This window comes from Streptomyces sp. NPDC058646 (genome assembly GCF_042716875.1).
Lineage (GTDB): Bacteria > Actinomycetota > Actinomycetes > Streptomycetales > Streptomycetaceae > Streptomyces.
Map to the genome: position 1 here is coordinate 129,164 of NZ_JBHXRK010000007.1, position 16,979 is coordinate 146,142.

Below are 16,979 nucleotides of genomic sequence, written 5' to 3' on the forward strand. Positions count from 1 at the left end.
CGGCGGCGGGCCTACTCCTCGCCCGCCACGGTGAGGCGGCGCAGCCGCTGGCCCGCGTAGACGGTGGCGCCCGCGGTGACCACCGCGAGCAGGACCACGGCGGTGGGCAGGGCGACGGTGGCGTCCACGTACCCGTCACCGGCGATCTTCTCGGCCAGGGACAGCGCCCACTGCTGGACGCTGAGGGTCTTGGCACCGGAGACCAGGCTGCCGAAGAGCGACTCCCAGATCAGGGCGTAGACCAGGCCGAAGACGACCGCGTGCCGGCTGACGGTGCCCAGCAGCAGGAACAGCGCGCTGTAGGCGGTCGAGGCGACGAGGGCGGCGACCGTGTAGGCGACGGCGATCTGCTGGCCGTTGCCGTTGAGGATGAAGCCGGCGATCAGGGTGGGGATCGCGGAGAAGGCCATGGTGACGGCGATGGCCACGATCAGTTTCGTCATGATGATCGTCGGCCGCTTCACCGGCTTGGCGAGCAGGTAGACGATCGAGCCGTCGTCGATCTCCGGGCCGATGGCTCCGGTGCCGGCGATGACACCGATCAGCGGGACCATGGTGGCGAGGGCGAAGCCTCCGAGCAGGTCGGCGGCGACCTTGTCGTCCACACCGGTGAGGGCGCGGACGGCGATCGAGATGAGGATCAGCAGGGCCGGCAGCAGGAAGAGGATCAGCGCCCGGCGGCGGCCGAGCAGGGCCCGGTAGGTGAGCCGGGCAACGGTGGGGTTGTACATGGGTGCCAGCTCCTTCAGGCCGCGACGAGGTAGGAGAAGACCGACTCGAGGGACTCGTCGGAAGGCGAGACCGTCAGCAGCCGGATGCCGTGCGCGCGGGCGACCCGCGGGAGCAGCTCGGTGAAACGCCCGAAGTCGACGGCCTGGATGCGCAGGGCGCCTTCCTTCAGGTCGACCTCGATACCGGCCGTGGACGGGTCGGCGATCAGGGCCGCGGCGAGGGCCCGGTCGTCGGAGGAGCGGACGAGGTAGCGGTGCGGTCGGTCCGTCATCAGGCGGCGGATCTTGCGGAAGTCGCCGGAGGCGGCGTGCCGGCCTGCGACCACCACCTCGATGTGCGAGGCGAGCTGCTCGACCTCCTCCAGGATGTGGGAGGAGAACAGGACGGTGCGTCCCGCGTCGCCCATGCGCCGCAGCAGGTCCATCAGCTGCATGCGCTGGCGCGGGTCCATGCCGTTGAACGGCTCGTCCAGGAGCAGCACGGACGGGTCGTGGACGAGCGCGGACGCCATTTTCACGCGCTGGCGCATGCCCTTGGAGTACGTGGAGATCTTGCGGTCCTGGGCGTACTCCATCTCGACGGTGGCGAGGGCCCGGCGGGCGGCCGCGTCGTCGAGGCCGTGGAGTTCCGCGTTGGCGACGACGAACTCCCGGCCCGTGAGGAAGTCGTACATGGCTTCGCGCTCGGGGACGACGCCGACCTGCTTGTAGATCGCCTCGTTGCGCCAGATCGGTGCGCCGTCGAGGGTGACGGTGCCGGTGGAGGGGGCGAGGAAGCCACCCATCATGTTGATGAGCGTGGACTTGCCCGCGCCGTTGGGCCCCAGCAGTCCGGTGACGCCGGGACCGATGCGCATGGTCACGTCGTTGACGGCGACGACGTTCCCGAACCAGCGGGAGGTGTGGTCGATGTCGATGGTGGTCACAGCCCGGCCTTCCGGTAGCGGGCCATCAGGGCGGCGTACGAGCCGACGATGAGGCCGAGGGCGACGAGCAGGTAGACGAAGCCGGTGCCGGCCGAGGGACCCTCGCCGCCCGGGAAGGCGGTGGTCGCTCCGAGGAAGGCCGTCTGGAAGCCGTCGATCAGGGTGATCGGGGAGAACAGGCCCATCCAGTCGATGGCCCCTGCGTTCCCGGTGCTGTAGGCGATCCCCTGGACTGCGGTCACCGCGCCGTAGGGGATCAGGAGCACGGCGATGATGGCGGCGACGCCGAAGCCGCGGCGCGGGGTGAGCGCGGCCATGACCAGCCCGAGGCCGGCGAAGAGCAGTGACAGCAGCAGTACGGACACCAGTCCCTGCCCGAATCCCTTGGTCTGGTCACCGAAGTCGAACTTCGCCAGCAGCGCTCCGATCCACATGATCAGCAGCGGGGTGGCGGTGAGGATGAACAGGGCCGAGGCCATGGCCGCGTACTTGGCCACGACGTAGTCGACGCGCTCGACGGGCCGCGAGAAGTAGAGCGGCACGGTCTTGAAGCGCAGGTCGCGGGAGACCGACTGCGGCGCCTGGGAAGCGAGGTAGAGGCCGATGATCACCTGCGTGGTCAGGGCGTACGTCGTGTACTTGATCGGCAGCTCGGTGGAGCCGGGGACCGCGATGGCGACGGCGACGATGATCAGCGCGGGTACGCACATCACCGCGAAGAGGAGCATCGGCAGCACCTTGGACTTCGCGGAGCGGCCGAGTCCGTACGCACCCCGCAGGGACTGCGAGAAGAGCGACTTGCGGGCGTACGCGCGGCCGAGCCGGTCCCCGTCGTAGGACCGGTAACCGATGTTGTGGATCTGGGTCGAGGTGTCAGGCGCCATCGGAACCGGCTCCCTTCTGCTGGACGGTCTGGTCGTTGTCGCGGAAGACCTCCGCGATGTGGTGACGGCGCTGCTCCATGCGGACCAGCCCGAGGCCCAGGTCGGCGACGGTGTCACGCACGGTGTCGTACGTCTCCTCGCCGGTGGCCTCGACGAGGAGGATGTGGCCGGCGCCGGGCAGACCCTGCTCCCCGCTCGTGACGAGGGTGACGCCGACCGCGGTGAGGGCCTTGCCCAGGGCGGCGGTGCCGTCCGGGTGGAGGTCCGAGTCGGTGACCTCGACCGCGAGGGTCGTGGTGGTCTGCATGAAGTCGCTGGTGGAGCTTGAGCGCAGCAGCTTGCCGCCGTCGACGACCACGACGTGGTCGCAGGTCCGCTCCAGCTCGCCGAGGAGGTGCGAGGTCACCAGGACCGAGATGCCGAAGTCGGTGTAGACGCGGCGGATCAGCCCGAGCATCTCGTCCCGGCCGACCGGGTCGAGCCCGTTGGTGGGCTCGTCGAGGAGGACCAGCTGGGGGTCGTGGACGAGTGCCTGGGCGAGCTTGACGCGCTGCTTCATGCCGGTGGAGTAGCCGCCGATGGGCCGGTAGCGCTCCTCGTACAGCCCCACGTGGCGCAGGGTGTCGGCGGTGCGTTCGCGGGCGGCGGTCGGCGGGAGGCCGGACATGCGTGCCATGTGGACGACGAACTCGGTGGCCGAGACGTCGGGTGGCAGGCAGTCGTGCTCGGGCATGTAGCCGACGCGTTCACGGATGGCGTTGCCATGCGTGGCGACGTCGAGGCCGAGCACGGCGGCGCTGCCCTCGGTGGCGGGGGACAGTCCCAGCAGGATCTTGATCAGCGTGGACTTGCCGGCTCCGTTGGCACCCACGAGGCCGGTCACACCAGGCCCGATGTCCAGGGAGAGCCGGTCGAGGGCGGTCACTCGGGGGTACCGCTTGCTCAGGCTTTCGGTCGCGATGACAGTCACGAGCTCGACGTTAACGGCGCAGGCAGCCGGAAACGTCAGACCTGGAGCTGGATCCCGTCTCCGCCTTCCGGCGTACGGACCCGTACTGGAGGCTGATGTGGCCCCGACAAGTTTGTCCACAGGTACTGTGCACGGGCCTTGACGTGACCTCCGGTCATGGTCACATTCATCAGTGTCAACTTACGGGCGCGTACGGCTACAGGACGGACGGCTGGCATGGCTGGGGACACCAAGCAACGCACCGCGCAACGCACCGCCGACCTGAGCGGCTTCCGGGAAGTGCAGCGCCTCTCCTATGCGTGTGCAGAAGCCGTCGCCGCGCAGCTGCGGCCCGGGGTAACCGAACGCGAGGCGGCGCGGATGCAGCGCGAGTGGCTGCGCGAACGCGGGGTGCGCGACTGGTTCCACCTCCCCTTCGCCTGGTTCGGGGACCGCACCGCCTTCGCGGACTTCAAGGTCCCGCTGCAGTTCTTCCCGACCAAGCGTCAGCTGGAGCCCGGGATGCCGTTCATCCTCGACATGGCGCCGGTCTACAAGGGCTACGCCGCCGACATCGGCTATTCGGGCAGCCTCGGGCTCAACCCGGTGCAGGACCGGCTCATGTCCGACCTGCGGGCGCACCGCGAGCTGATCCTCGAGCAGGTGCGGGAACGCCGCTCCCTGCGCGAGATCTACGAGAACGTCGAACGGCTGATGAACCGGCAGGGGTACGCCAACCGGCACCGCGCCTACCCCTTCGGCGTGATCGCGCACAAGATCGACCGGGTCAGGGAGCGCCGCTGGGCGCCGACCGCCTTCGGGTTCGGCACCCAGTCCCTCAAGGGGCTGGCCGCCGACGTCCTGCACGGACACCGCGAGGGCTGGTCCCCGCTGTGGAGCCCGTACCGCTTCTCCGACCACCCGCCACAGCCCGGACTGTGGGCGGTGGAGCCGCATCTGGGGTTCCGGGGAACCGGCGCGAAGTTCGAGGAGATCCTGGTCGTCACCGACTCCGGGGACCCCGAGGAGAGCGCCTACTGGCTGGACGACGATCTGCCGCACGTGCGGCGCTGGGCCGAGGAGAAGGCAGCATGAACGGCATGAGCGGAGCACAGGCGGCAGGACCCTGGTCAGCACGGGCGGGCGCGCGCGAGCGCCGGGTGAGCACCGGCGGCATCGAGCTGTGCGTCGTCGAGCTGGGCGAGACGGACCGGCCGACCGTGGTGCTGGTGCACGGCTACCCCGACAGCAAAGAGGTCTGGTCGGAGGTGGCCGAGCGGCTCGCGGCGCGCTTCCACGTGGTGCTGTACGACGTACGCGGCCACGGCCGTTCCACGGCGCCGCAGCCGCTGCGCGGGGGTTTCACCCTGGAGAAACTGACCGACGACTTCCTGGCGGTGGCGGAGGCGGTCAGCCCGGACCGGCCGGTGCACCTGGTCGGCCACGACTGGGGTTCCGTCCAGGGCTGGGAGTTCGCGACCGTCGCCCGGACCGAGGGTCGGATCGCCTCCTTCACCTCGATGTCGGGGCCGTCCCTCGACCACTTCGGCCACTGGATCAAGAAGCGGATGTCGCGGCCCACCCCCCGCCGGGCGGCGCAACTCATCGGTCAGGGCGTCAAGTCCTGGTACGTGTACATGCTGCACACGCCCGTCCTGCCGGAGCTGGCCTGGCGCGGCCCGCTCGGCAAACGGTGGCCCGGGATACTCCAGCGCGTCGAGAAGGTCCCGGCCGGCTCCTACCCGACCGCCTCGCTGCCTTCGGACGCGGCGCACGGAGCCTGGCTCTACCGCGACAACGTACGGCCCCGCCTGCGCAGGCCGCGGCCCGACGCGTACGCGCACGTACCCGTCCAGCTGATCACCCCGACCGGTGACGCCTTCCTGTCCGAGCGGCTCTACGACGACCTGGAGCGGTGGGCCCCCGATCTGGTGCGCCGGACGCTGCCCGCCAAGCACTGGGTACCGCGGACCAGGCCCGACCAGCTGGCCGCCTGGATCACCGAGTTCGTCACCACCACGGAGGAACCCGCCGCGCGAGCGCCGGAGCAGAAGGCACCGGGGAAGTACGACGACCGCTTCGGCGGGCAGCTGGTCCTGGTCACCGGCGCGGCCAGCGGGATCGGCCGCGCCACGGCCTTCGCGTTCGCCGAGGCCGGTGCCCGCGTGGTGGCCGTGGACCGGGACGCCGAGGGGGCGGCGCGCACGGCCGACATGGCGCGCCTCGTCGGCGCCCCCGAAGCCTGGGGCGAGTGCGTCGACGTCAGCGACGAGCAGGCGATGGAGAAGCTCGCGGCGAAGGTCGCCTCCGAGTACGGCATCGTGGACGTACTGGTCAACAACGCGGGGATCGGTCTGTCGGGGCCCTTCCTGGAGACCTCTTCCGAGGACTGGAAGAAGGTCCTCGACGTGAACCTGTGGGGTGTCATCCACGGCTGCCGGATCTTCGGGAAGCAGATGGCCGAGCGCGGCCAGGGCGGACACATCGTCAACACCGCCTCCGCCGCCGCCTACCTGCCCTCCAAGACGCTGCCCGCCTACAGCACCTCGAAGGCCGCGGTGCTGATGCTGTCGGAGTGCCTGCGTGCGGAGCTGGCGTCGAAGTCGATCGGCGTCTCCGCGATCTGCCCCGGGATCGTCAACACCAACATCACCGCCACCTCGCGTTTCGCCGGGGTCGATGCGGCCGAAGAGAAGCGCCGCCAGGAACGCTCCTCACGGCTGTACGGGCTGCGCAACTTCCCCCCGGAGAAGGTCGCCGAGGCGATCCTGCGGGCCGTCGTGCGCAACGAGGCCGTGGTACCGGTGACCCCCGAGTCCAAGGGCGCCCTGTGGATGTCCCGTTTCGCCCCGCGCACCCTGCGGGCGATCGCGAAGCTGGACCCCCCGTTGTGAACCCGGTCGGCGGCCCGGCGCCCGGCCGGGCCGGGGCGCACCCGATCACGCCGCGCAAGGTGGCCTTCGGCTGGGAGGCCACCCCGCTGCACCGGATACCCGACGAGCCCACCGCCACCCACGTGATCAACGTGCTGCACCTGCTGCTGCCCGCCGGGGAGCGGTGGTTCGCAGGGTCTTCAAGGAGGGGCCTGGCTATGGGTGTGGGGTGTCTCGTACCTCATGCGCAACGACCCCGAACTCGGCGGCCGGCAGCGCTGTTCGCCCCGCGGGCACAACCGGGCGGTGGCCAAGGGGCTGCTGCCCACGTGGAGAGAGCTCGGCACGGCCATACCCCGCTACTTCCGGCGGTCGTACCATCCCTCGCAAGAGGGCTCGCTGCGCAGGGCGGTCGAGTACCTCGCGGCCTCACCCGCCGCCCGGGCCGCAGCCGGCGCGGTCGGCCGGGCCGCGATGTCGTAGGGAGCCGGGATTGTCCGATCAGGCAGTAGCCGAGTACCGGATCGAGGATCTGGCACACCACAGCGGCGCGACAGTACGCACGATCCGGGCGTACCAGGACCGCGGTCTGCTGCCGAAACCGGAGCGCCGGGGTCGCTCCAACGTCTACCGGGACACGCATCTGGCGCGGCTGCGCCAGATCGCGGACCTGCTGGACCGCGGCTACACCCTGGCCTCCATCAAGGAGCTGTTGGAGGCGTGGGACGCGGGGCGCGGGCTGGGCGGCGTCCTGGGGCTGGTCGCCGAGGTGCACGGGCCGTGGACGGACGAGGAGGCGGCCCGGATCAGCCGGGAGGAGCTGAACGAACGGTTCGGCGGCAGGCCCGACGACACCGCCGTGGGCGAGGCCTGCGAGCTGGGGGTCCTGGAACGGATCCCGGGACGCCCCGAGGAGTTCCTGGTCCCTTCCCCGCAGGAGCTCGCGGTGGCCGCCGAGCTGTACGCGGCCGGGGTGCCGCTGTCGGCGATCACGGGCCACCTGCGGGAGCTGCGCGGTCAGGTGGAGCACATCGCCTCGCGGTTCCTGGAGTTCACCACCGAGCACGTCTTCGCCCGCTATCTGGGCCAGGTGCCGCCGACCGACGCGGACGCGGCGGAGGCGGCCACGCTGGTCCGGAGGCTGCGTCCGCTGGCCCAGCAGACGGTGGACGCGGAGCTGGCGCGGGCGATGCGGCTGTTCGCCACGCGGCACCTGCAGCGGCATCTGGGCGCGGCCGGGGCACCGCAGCCCTCGGGACCCGCTCCGGTGGGACTCCCCGCCGGGACGGTACGGGCGGTGCAGGAACTGGTGGGCGCCGAGCACGTGGCGGAGTTCGTCCGGGCCGCGACGGAACGGGAGCTCCAGGCCCGGACGATGAACGATCTGGCGCGCCGGGGCGAGCGCTGACGCTCGGCCGGTAGTCCACAGGGCGGATCACGCGTTTGCAGCAGAAACCACCCCAAACAGCTGTGGACAACTGGCGCATCGCTGTGGACAACAGGGGTGACGAGTCACCCGGTGGCCGCAGCCGCCGCTCACGGTGGGCGGCTGCGTCCTCGGTTGTGTCCGGCCGTGTCAGCCGATGGTCTCGTACGCCGATTTCGCCGGCTCCGCTCCGTCCACCGGCCCGGAGCCCGGCACGGCACCCGTCACGACCTCGGCGACGGTCTCCACCTCCACCGGCCCCGTGGTCCGCGCGGCCTGTCCCACCGTTTCCTTGCGCTCCTTCCGCTGCGTCCGTGCGCTCCCGTAGAGGAGGGAGGCCAGGAGCAGACCGAGGACCCCGCCGACCAGTTGGGCCGCGACGAAGCCCGGCAGCGACTGGGGGGCGATGCCGGTGAAGGAGTCGCTGAAGCTGCGCCCGACGGTGCCCGCCGGGTTGGCGAAGGATCCGGACGAGGTGAACCAGATCGCTGCGGCGATGTACGCGGCGACCGCGGCCGGGATGAGCCGGGGCCGCCCGATCCGCTCGAGCCCCTGGATCACCAGTACCAGCCCGGCGGTGGCGACGACCTCACCGATGAGCAGGTGACCCCCGTCGCGCACCTGAGTGGCGAAGGTTCCCGGGGTGCGGCCGAACATGGCGTCGGCGAGAACGGCCCCGCCGACGGCCCCGGCGGTCTGGGCAACGGTGTAGAGGAGGGCTTCCCGGCCGCCGAGTCCTCCGGGGCGGCCCGTACGCCGGGCCCACCAGGAGGTGAGGGTGACCACCGGGTTGAGGTGCGCCCCGGAGAGCGGACCGAAGAGGGTGATGATCAGTCCGAGACCGATGGCCGAGGCGAAGCTGTTGGCGACGAGGGCGACACCGGTGTCGCGGGTGAGCGCGGCGGCCTGGATTCCGGAGCCGGTCACCACCACGAGCAGGCCGGCGGTACCTATGAACTCGGCGGCGGCGCGGCGTGGAAGGGAAGCGGTTGCTGTCATGATTTCTCCCCGTGGGCAGACGTGGCAGCGGAAAATGTATTCCGTATCTCGGAATCGCGATAGTGGGTGTCCACCCCGGTCGGCACCGCCGAAAATCCCTGCCGGAAGGCCGCCCGACCGGGCACGCTGGGGACATGGACGACAGACGCACCGTGAAGGTGTCCAAATACGTCTCGAAACACCTGCGGCACCAGCCGGAACGCATCGGACTGGTGCTCGACCCGAACGGGTGGGTGGAGATCGACGACCTGCTGCGCGCGGCAGCCGCCCACGGCTTTGCCGTCAGCCGCGCCGAGCTCGACCACGTCGTCGCCGCCAACGACAAGCAGCGGTTCGCCGTCGACGGCACCCGGATCCGGGCCAACCAGGGGCACACGGTGTCCGTGGACCTCGACCTTCCGGAGGCCGAACCGCCCGCCTACCTGTACCACGGCACCGTCGCCGCCGCCCTGGAGCCGATCCGCACCGAGGGGCTGCGCCCGATGGCCCGGCACCACGTGCACCTGTCCCCCGACCGGGAGACCGCGACCCGGGTCGGCGCGCGGCGGGGCCGGCCGGTCGTGCTCAGCGTGGATGCGGCAGCGATGCACGCAGCCGGGCACGTCTTCCGGGTCAGCGCCAACGGGGTGTGGCTGGTGGACGCCGTACCGCCGCAGTTCCTGCGCTTCCAGTAGGGCGAGCCACCAGGGGAGCTCCCTCCCCTCGCGGCGGAGAAGGTGAGGGAGCGGCCGCAGCCCGGGAAGAGAGGGCTCAGCCCAGCTGTGCGAGCGCCTCGGTGGCGATCTTCTCGAAGACGGCCTCGTCGGCGGCGAAATCGGAGTCCGGAACCGGGGCGTGGACCACCAGCTCGGTGAAGCCCAGCTCGCGGTGGCGGCCTGCGAAGTCGACGAACGCGTCCACGGACTCCATCAGCGTGCTGCGCTCCGGCGTGAAACCGGTCAGCAGGACCTTCTCCATCGTCGCGACATCCCTACCGATCTCCACGCAGGCCTTCTCCAGGCGTCCGAGCTGCCCGCGCATCGCCTCCAGCGACTCCTCGGGGGTGCCGTCCTCGAAGAGTTTCGGATCCCCCGTGGTCACCCAGGCCTGGCCGTGCCGCGCGGCGAGCTTCAGGCCACGCGGCCCCGTCGCTGCGACCGCAAACGGCAGTCGCGGCCGCTGCACGCAACCGGGAATGTTGCGGGCCTCCTCGGCGAAGTAGAAAGTGCCGGCCTGGCTCACCGCGCCCTCCGTCAGCAGCCGGTCCAGCAGCGGCACGAACTCGGCGAAGCGGTCCGCGCGCTCGCGCGGAGTCCAGGGCTCCTGGCCCAGCGCGGTGGCGTCGAAGCCGTTGCCGCCCGCGCCGATGCCGAGGGTGACGCGCCCGCCCGAGATGTCGTCCAGGCTGATCAGCTCCTTGGCCAGGGTGACGGGGTGGCGGAAATTGGGCGAGGTGACGAGGGTGCCCAGACGCAGCCGCTCGGTGGTGGCGGCAGCCGCGGTCAAGGTGGGGACCGCACCGAACCACGGGCCGTCACGGAAGGTCCGCCAGGACAGATGGTCGTAGGTGTAGGCGGCGTGGAAGCCGAGGCTCTCGGCCCGCACCCACTGGTCCCGGCCTCCCTCGTGCCACGGACGTACAGGAATGATCACCGTGCTCAGGCGCAAACTCATGCACTCGAGCCTACGACGCCCCACGCTTTCTCTGCACGTCACGCAGCCACGGTCCCTCACCGCCCGCCGCCCGGCGCTGCTCATCAGCTCCACGGACGACACGGCCCACGAAGGAACGCTCCCCCCGGAGGGCGGTGAGGCGCTGTTTCACGTGAAACAGCGCCTCCCCTCACAGCTGATGTTTCACGTGAAACATCAGACGCCCGGCCAGGTCTTTCCGATCATGGTCCGGCCGCCCGGGTCGATGAGTGAAGATGGAGCGTGACCTCGGCTCCCCAGCGCCCGGACGGGCCCACCCCCGCACCCCGGCTCATCGCCACCGATCTCGACGGCACCTTGCTGCGCGACGACAAGTCCGTCTCGCTCCGCACCGTGGCCGCCCTCGCTGCCGCCGAGGAGGCCGGGATCGAGGTCTTCTTCGTCACCGGACGCCCGGCCCGCTGGATGGACGTGGTCAGTGACCACGTCCACGGCCACGGCCTGGCGATCTGCGCCAACGGCGCGGCAGTGGTCGACCTCCATGCCGGACGGGAGTTCGTGCAGGTCAGGGATCTTCCCCGAGCCGCCGCGCTGTCCGTGGTGGATGCGCTGCGCGCGGCCGCCCCCGGCACCTCCTTCGCCGTCGAGCTGACCACCGGAATCAACTACGAGCCCGCCTACCCGCCCTTCTTCAAGGACTCGGGGGCGAACATCGCCAGTGCCGAGAAGCTCCTGGGCGAGGACGCGGACGGCACAGCCGCGCCCGTGCTCAAGCTGCTCGCGCACCACGCCGAGCTCGCCCCCGACGAGTTCCTGGCGCTTGCCCGCTCCGCCGCCGGCACGTACGCCTCGATCACCCGGTCCAGCCCGACCTCTCTCCTGGAGGTCAGTGGTCTGGGCGTGTCCAAGGCGAGCACCCTGGCGCTGTGCTGCGCGGAGCGCGGGATCTCCCCTGACGAGGTGGTGGCCTTCGGGGACATGCCCAACGACGTGGAAATGCTCCGCTGGGCGGGCACCTCCTACGCCATGGGCAATGCCCACCCGGACGTGATCGCCGCGGCCTCCGGCCGGACGACCGCCAACAACGAGGACGGCGTCGCCGCGGTCATCGAGCGCATCCTCGCGGAGCGCCTCGCCCAGCGGCACGAACAGCAGCAGGCATAACCCGCCAAGGGGGGCCTCACGAGGACGGCCTAGAGGGGGGCCTCCCACACCACGGTGGTGCCGCCGCCGTTCTCGCCGATGCCCGGTCCGTACGAGCTGGCACCGCCCAGGGACTCGGCCCGTCGCCGTAGGTTCCGCAGCCCGCTGCGCCGTCCGCCCTCGGGGATGCCCACACCGTCGTCGGCCACTGCGAGCCGCACACCCGGCCGTCCGTCGGCCAGCGTGATGGTGGAGTCCAGCACGACCTCGATCCGTGAGGCCTCCGCGTGCCGGAAGGCATTCGACAGGGCCTCACGGAGCGCCGCGATCAGGTTCTTGCCGACCAGCTCCCCCACGACCGCGTCGATCGGGCCCAGGAAGCGGTGAGCGGGCTTGAAGCCGAGCGGTACGGCGGCCATGTTGATCTCACGCAACACCCGGGTCCGGAGCCCCGAGGGGGCTTCCGCGGGGCCCTGCTGGAGGGCGAAGATCGCGGTGCGGATCTCCTGGATGGTCACGTCCAGCTCGTCCACGGCCTTGCCGACGCCGTCCCGGACCTCGGGGACGACGGACCGGCGCTGGGCTCCCTCCAGCATCATCCCGGTGGCGAACAGCCGCTGGATGACCAGGTCGTGGAGGTCGCGGGCGATCCGGTCGCGGTCCTCGAACACAGCCAGCCGCTCACGGTCGCGCTGGGCCTCGGCCATCATCAGCGCGAGCGCCGCCTGGGAGGCGAACTGCGTGGCCAGGGTCCGTTCGGCCTCGCTGAAGGGGCGCTCGCCCCGGGCCCGGGGGGTCACCAGGGCGCCCAGAACCCGCCCGCCACTGTGCAGCGGCAGCATCATGCAGGGCCCGTACTGGCTGGTGAGTTCCGTGACCAAGCGTGGATCGGACGCGACGTCGTCCGCGAAGACCGGCTCGCCCCGCAGCAGGCTGTCCACCACCGGGCTCTCGGCCGGGATCACCACACCCAGGGAGGTGGCCGGATTCGCGGCGGAGACGGCGACGATCTCCATCCCGCCCTCCTCGGCCGGCAGCAGCACGATCCCCGCGGAGGAGTCCGCCAGGCGCCGGGCCTGCTCGGCGACCACGACGAGGGCGTCGTCCGCGTCCCCGCCCGACAGCAGGGCGGTGGTGACGGCCACGGAGCCGTCGATCCAGCGTTCGCGCTGGGTGGCGGCCTCGTAGAGCCGGGCGTTGCCGATGGCGATGCCCGCTTCGGTGGCCAGCACCCTGACCATGTGGACGTCGTAGTCGTTGAATTCCGCGCCGCCGTTCTTCTCGGCGAGGTAGAGGTTGCCGAAGATCTCCCCCTGAACCCTGATCGGAACGCCGAGGAAGGTCCGCATCGGCGGGTGGTGCTCCGGAAAGCCGGCCGACCGCGGGTCCTTCGTCAGATCGGCGAGCCGCACCGTGTCGGAATGCGAGATCAGAGCGCCCAGCAGCCCCCGCTTCCCGTCCGGGCGGTGGCCGATCCTCCGGGCGAGTTCCGAACTGATCCCGTGGGTGACGAAGTCCGAGAGCCCGCGGCCCTCGGTGTCCACGACACCGATCGCCGCGTAGCGGGCGTCCGCGAGCTCGGCCGCGGTCTCGCAGATGCGGTCCAGCGTGGAGTGCAGTTCCAGGCCGGTACCGACCGACCTCATGGCCTCCAGCAGTTGCGGCACCCGGGCCGTGAGTTCGGTGGACAGGCCCTGAAGACTCCGAGTGGCCTCCGTGGCGGCCTCCAGGGGGTCCGGCGTTCCGGGTGATGGATCCGACGGTTGCGGCGACTCCTGCTCTGACATGCCCTTGAGCCTAGTTAGTCCCCTTTAGCGAGGAAAGTCGGCCTGACGAGTCCCGGCCATGCTCCGGTCCACGGCCCTCTCCCGTTCCAGCAGCCGCCGCAGCGGCCCGTCCGCCGCCGCCAGGTCGGCGTACGCCCCTCGCTGCACGACCGCCCCACGGTCCAGTACGAGTACCTCGTCGACGGCCTCCAGGCCTGCCAGCCGGTGCGTGATCAGCACGGTGGTACGCCCCTCGGTGGCCGCCAGCAGATCCGCCGTCAGGGCGTCGGCCGTGGCCAGGTCCAGGTGCTCGGCCGGCTCGTCCAGGACCAGTACCGGGAAGTCGGCGAGCAGCGCCCGGGCCAGGGCCAGGCGCTGGCGCTGGCCGCCGGAGATCCGCTCACCGTGCTCACCGACCAAGGTGTCCAGCCCGTCCGGCAGCCCGTCGGCCCACTCCAGCAGCCGGGCCGCTGCCAGGGCGCCCCGCAGTTCCTCCTCGCTCGCCCCGGTCCGGGCCAGCCGCAGGTTCTCCCGGACCGAGCTGTCGAAGAGGTGCGCGTCCTGGGCACAGAGGCCGACGACGGTCCGTACGTCGTCACCGTCCAGCAGGCGTGCATCCGTCCCGTCCAGGGTGTACGAGCCTTCGCGCGGGTCCAGGAAGCGCAGCAGGACCTGGGCCAGCGTGGTCTTGCCCGAGCCGGAGGGGCCGACGACGGCGATGCGGCGGCCGGTCTCCAGGGTGAGGTCCAGGCCGTGCAGCGCGTCCCGCTCCTGACCCGGATGCCGGGCCGTGAGCCCCGTCAGCGTCAGTGGGAAGGCCTCGGCGGGCAGCCGGTTCGCCTGCTCGGGTTCGGCGACCGGGACCGGCGCGTCGACGACCTCGTAGACCCGCTCGGCACTGCGCCGCACCCGCTGTCGGTACTGCACGGCGAGCGGCAGCCCGTTGACCGCCTCGAAGGCCGCGAGAGGGGTCAGCACCGCGACAGCCATCGCCACCCCGGCCAGCCGCCCCTCGTGGACGGCGCTCGCGGCGACGGCCGCGGCGGCCACGACGGTGAGCCCGCAGACCAGAGCGGAGAGCCCGCTTCCCAGCCCGTTGGCCGCCGCGCCCCGCGCGGCGACGGCCGTCAGCACGGCGTCGCTCCGGCGCGCCCGGTTCTTCCTGTCGTCCAGGGCACCGGCGACGGTCAGCTCCGGGGTACCCGTGAGCAGATCGGCCACCCGGGTGGCCAACTCGCCCCGCGCGGGCGCGAGCCTGCGCTCCGCACGGCGGGCACACGCCCCGCTGACGAGCGGCACCCCGATTCCGGCGGCCAGCAGCCCGACGGCAAGGACGGCTCCCGCCTCGGGCAGCAGCCACGTGGTGAAGGCGACGGATCCGGTCCCGACGAGCACGGCCGTGCCGAGCGGCAGCAGCCAGCGCAGCCAGTAGTCCTGCAGGGCGTCGGCATCGGCCACCAGCCGGGCCAGCAGGTCCCCACGGCGGTGCTCCCGCAGCCCGGCGGGCGCGATGCGCTCCAGCCGCCGGTAGACCGATACCCGCAGGTCCGCGAGCATCCTCAGCACCGCGTCGTGCGAGACCAGCCGCTCGGCGTAGCGGAAGACCGCCCGGCCCATCCCGAAAGCGCGGGTCGCGGTGACGGCCACCATCAGGTACAGCACGGGCGGCTGTTCGGAGGCCCGTGAGATGAGCCAGCCGGACACGGCCATCAGCCCGACGCCGCACCCGACGGCCAGCGCCCCGAGGAACAGTCCGAGCCGGAAGCGCCCCTGCCATGCCTTGGCCACGGCCCGCACCCGGCGCAGCGGATCGGCCCCGCCCGCCTCCGTTGCCCGGGCGGCCCGGGTCCGCTCGGGCGCGGCTCCGAGGATCCACTCGCCGGGATCCTTGGCAGCCTCGCCCCCGGACGGCTCGGCCGTCCCGACGCCGGTTCCTGCCGTGCTTGCGGACCCGGCCCCACGAGCCGCATCGGGGGCCGGTCCTGCACAGCCGCCCGCCGTCATGGTCACCACGCGGTCCGCGACGGCGAGGAGCGCCGGCCGGTGCACCACGAGCACCACGGTCCGCCCCACGGCCAGCCGCCGGACCGCGTCCACGATCCCCGCCTCGGTCTCCCCGTCCAGCGCCGCCGTCGGTTCGTCCAGCAGGAGCACCGGCCGGTCCGCCAGGAAGGCGCGCGCCAGGGCCAGCCGCTGCCGCTGTCCGGCGGACAGTCCCACGCCTCCTTCGCCCAGCGGGGTCTGCGCTCCGCATGGCAGGGCGGTCACGAACTCCCAGGCCCCGGCATCCTTCAGGGCCGCCTCCAGATCGGCGTCGGAGGCCGTCGCCCTGGCCAGCCGTACGTTCTCGGCGATCGTCCCCGCGAACAGGTGCGGCCGCTGCGGCACCCACGCGATCCGTTCGTGCCACTGCGCCGGTGCCAGATCGGACAGGTCCACGCCACCGACCCGGACGTGCCCCGCGGTGGGGGTCACGAATCCCAGCAGCACCTGGAGCAGGGTGGACTTGCCCGCCCCGCTCGGGCCGGTGAGGGCCACGCATTCCCCGGGCTCCACCGTCAGGGAGACAGGCCCGGGGGAGTCCTCGCCCCGCCCCTCGTAGCGGACGGCGACCCCGTCGACCTCGATCCGCAGCGGGGTGCCGTCCGGCAGCACCTTCCCACCGGCTGCACCGGCGACCGGGGTCTCCAGGACCGCGAAGATCTCCTCCGCGGCCGACAGCCCCTCCGCGGCCGCGTGGTACTGCGCCCCTACCTGTCGCAGCGGCAGGTAGGCCTCCGGCGCCAGGATCAGGATGACCAGGCCGGTGTAGAGGTCCAGCTCCCCGTGGACCAGCCGCATGCCGATGGTCACGGCCACCAGCGCCACCGACAGGGTCGCCAGCAGTTCCAGCGCGAAGGACGAGAGGAAGGCGATGCGCAGGGTGCGCATCGTCGCGCGCCGGTAATCATCGGTGATCTTGCGGATCGCTTCGGCTTGCGCCGTGGCCCGCCCGAACACCTTCAGCGTGGGAAGCCCGGCCACCACGTCCAGGAAGTGTCCCGACAGGCGGGACAGCAGCCGCCACTGACGGTCCATCCGGGACTGGGTGGCCATCCCGATGAGGACCATGAACAGCGGGATCAGCGGCAGCGTCACCACGATGATGGCCGCCGACACCCAGTCCTCGGTGACGATCCGGGCGAGTACCGCCACCGGAACGACCACCGCGAGACCCAGCTGGGGCAGATAACGGGAGAAGTAGTCGTCGAGGGCGTCGACGCCCCGGGTGGCCAGCGCCACGAGGGAGCCGGTCCGCTGTCCGGTCAGCCAGCCCGGCCCCAGGTCCGCCGCCCGCTCCAGCAGCCTGCCCCGTAGCTCCGACTTGACGGCCGCACCCGCCCGGTGGGCGGCGAGCTCCGTCAGCCAGGCGATCAGCCCGCGCCCCAGCGCCACCGCCGCGAGCAGCAGCAGCGGCGCCCGGAGCGCTCCGCCGTCCAGGCCTTCCTCGAAGGCGCCGACCACGATCTCGGCGATCAGCATCGCCTGACCGACGACCAGGCCGGCCCCGGCCAGACCCAGGGCCACCACCGCCCCCAGGAAGAGGCGGGTGGAGCGGGCGTACCGGAGCAGACGCGGATCGATCGGTTTCACGTGAAACATCCCCCAGG

General features: G+C 71.6%; 13 protein-coding genes and 1 pseudogene. 6 read left to right on the top strand and 8 right to left on the bottom strand.

Annotated features, from left to right (window positions below; translation table 11 throughout):
* Positions 1-11: 11 nt before the first annotated feature.
* Genes ACFWUZ_RS11110 through ACFWUZ_RS11125 form a run of 4 tightly spaced genes read right to left on the bottom strand, consistent with a single transcriptional unit; the run spans position 12 to position 3,511 of the window.
* Positions 12-731: an ABC transporter permease subunit gene (locus ACFWUZ_RS11110; protein ID WP_384370622.1), complete on the bottom strand. Its 720-nt coding sequence runs from the start codon at positions 729-731 to the stop codon at positions 12-14.
* A gap of 14 nt (positions 732-745) precedes the next feature.
* Complete coding sequence (locus tag ACFWUZ_RS11115) at positions 746-1,657, bottom strand: ABC transporter ATP-binding protein (RefSeq protein ID WP_384370624.1); 912 nt, start codon at positions 1,655-1,657, stop codon at positions 746-748.
* Positions 1,654-2,541: an ABC transporter permease gene (locus ACFWUZ_RS11120; RefSeq protein WP_384370626.1), complete on the bottom strand. Its 888-nt coding sequence runs from the start codon at positions 2,539-2,541 to the stop codon at positions 1,654-1,656. The genes ACFWUZ_RS11115 and ACFWUZ_RS11120 overlap by 4 nt, the downstream gene beginning before the upstream one ends.
* The gene (locus ACFWUZ_RS11125; RefSeq protein ID WP_384370628.1) at positions 2,531-3,511 is read right to left on the bottom strand and encodes an ABC transporter ATP-binding protein; all 981 of its coding nucleotides are present in this window, start codon (positions 3,509-3,511) and stop codon (positions 2,531-2,533) included. The genes ACFWUZ_RS11120 and ACFWUZ_RS11125 overlap by 11 nt, the downstream gene beginning before the upstream one ends.
* Before the next feature lie 216 nt (positions 3,512-3,727).
* Between ACFWUZ_RS11125 and ACFWUZ_RS11130 the strand changes: the two genes are divergently transcribed.
* The 4 genes and pseudogenes from ACFWUZ_RS11130 (at position 3,728) to ACFWUZ_RS11145 (ending at position 7,771) form a co-directional block, all read left to right on the top strand.
* Positions 3,728-4,585: a M24 family metallopeptidase gene (locus ACFWUZ_RS11130; protein WP_384370630.1), complete on the top strand. Its 858-nt coding sequence runs from the start codon at positions 3,728-3,730 to the stop codon at positions 4,583-4,585.
* 5 nt (positions 4,586-4,590) lie between these two features.
* Positions 4,591-6,384 carry an SDR family oxidoreductase gene (locus tag ACFWUZ_RS11135; RefSeq protein WP_384370632.1) on the top strand — a complete coding sequence of 598 codons (1,794 nt, stop codon included), beginning with the start codon at positions 4,591-4,593 and terminating at the stop codon, positions 6,382-6,384.
* Positions 6,381-6,846 (top strand): annotated as a pseudogene (locus tag ACFWUZ_RS11140) (metal-dependent hydrolase). Before ACFWUZ_RS11135 ends, ACFWUZ_RS11140 begins: the two are co-directional and overlap by 4 nt.
* A 10-nt stretch (positions 6,847-6,856) precedes the next feature.
* Positions 6,857-7,771, top strand: coding sequence for a MerR family transcriptional regulator (locus tag ACFWUZ_RS11145; protein ID WP_384370634.1), 915 nt, complete (start codon positions 6,857-6,859; stop codon positions 7,769-7,771).
* 168 nt (positions 7,772-7,939) lie between these two features.
* Here ACFWUZ_RS11145 and ACFWUZ_RS11150 read toward each other — a convergent pair whose 3' ends face one another.
* The gene (locus ACFWUZ_RS11150; RefSeq protein ID WP_384370636.1) at positions 7,940-8,788 is read right to left on the bottom strand and encodes an aquaporin; all 849 of its coding nucleotides are present in this window, start codon (positions 8,786-8,788) and stop codon (positions 7,940-7,942) included.
* Positions 8,789-8,922: 134 nt separating this feature from the next.
* Here ACFWUZ_RS11150 and ACFWUZ_RS11155 point away from each other — a divergent pair, with 134 nt between their 5' ends.
* On the top strand, positions 8,923-9,462 hold the full coding sequence (locus ACFWUZ_RS11155) for an RNA 2'-phosphotransferase (RefSeq protein ID WP_384370638.1): 540 nt from the start codon (positions 8,923-8,925) through the stop codon (positions 9,460-9,462).
* Between the two features lie 76 nt (positions 9,463-9,538).
* Here the strand turns inward: ACFWUZ_RS11155 and ACFWUZ_RS11160 are convergent, their stop codons facing one another.
* Complete coding sequence (locus ACFWUZ_RS11160) at positions 9,539-10,441, bottom strand: LLM class flavin-dependent oxidoreductase (RefSeq protein ID WP_384370640.1); 903 nt, start codon at positions 10,439-10,441, stop codon at positions 9,539-9,541.
* 261 nt (positions 10,442-10,702) lie between these two features.
* Between ACFWUZ_RS11160 and ACFWUZ_RS11165 the strand changes: the two genes are divergently transcribed.
* On the top strand, positions 10,703-11,584 hold the full coding sequence (locus ACFWUZ_RS11165) for a Cof-type HAD-IIB family hydrolase (protein WP_384370642.1): 882 nt from the start codon (positions 10,703-10,705) through the stop codon (positions 11,582-11,584).
* A gap of 29 nt (positions 11,585-11,613) precedes the next feature.
* Here ACFWUZ_RS11165 and ACFWUZ_RS11170 read toward each other — a convergent pair whose 3' ends face one another.
* Both ACFWUZ_RS11170 and cydD read right to left on the bottom strand, forming a co-directional pair.
* Positions 11,614-13,350, bottom strand: a complete 1,737-nt coding sequence (locus ACFWUZ_RS11170; RefSeq protein ID WP_384370644.1) for a GAF domain-containing sensor histidine kinase — start codon at positions 13,348-13,350, stop codon at positions 11,614-11,616.
* Positions 13,351-13,374: 24 nt separating this feature from the next.
* Positions 13,375-16,962 carry a thiol reductant ABC exporter subunit CydD gene (gene cydD / locus ACFWUZ_RS11175; RefSeq protein WP_384370646.1) on the bottom strand — a complete coding sequence of 1,196 codons (3,588 nt, stop codon included), beginning with the start codon at positions 16,960-16,962 and terminating at the stop codon, positions 13,375-13,377.
* Between the last annotated feature and the right edge of the window lie 17 nt (positions 16,963-16,979).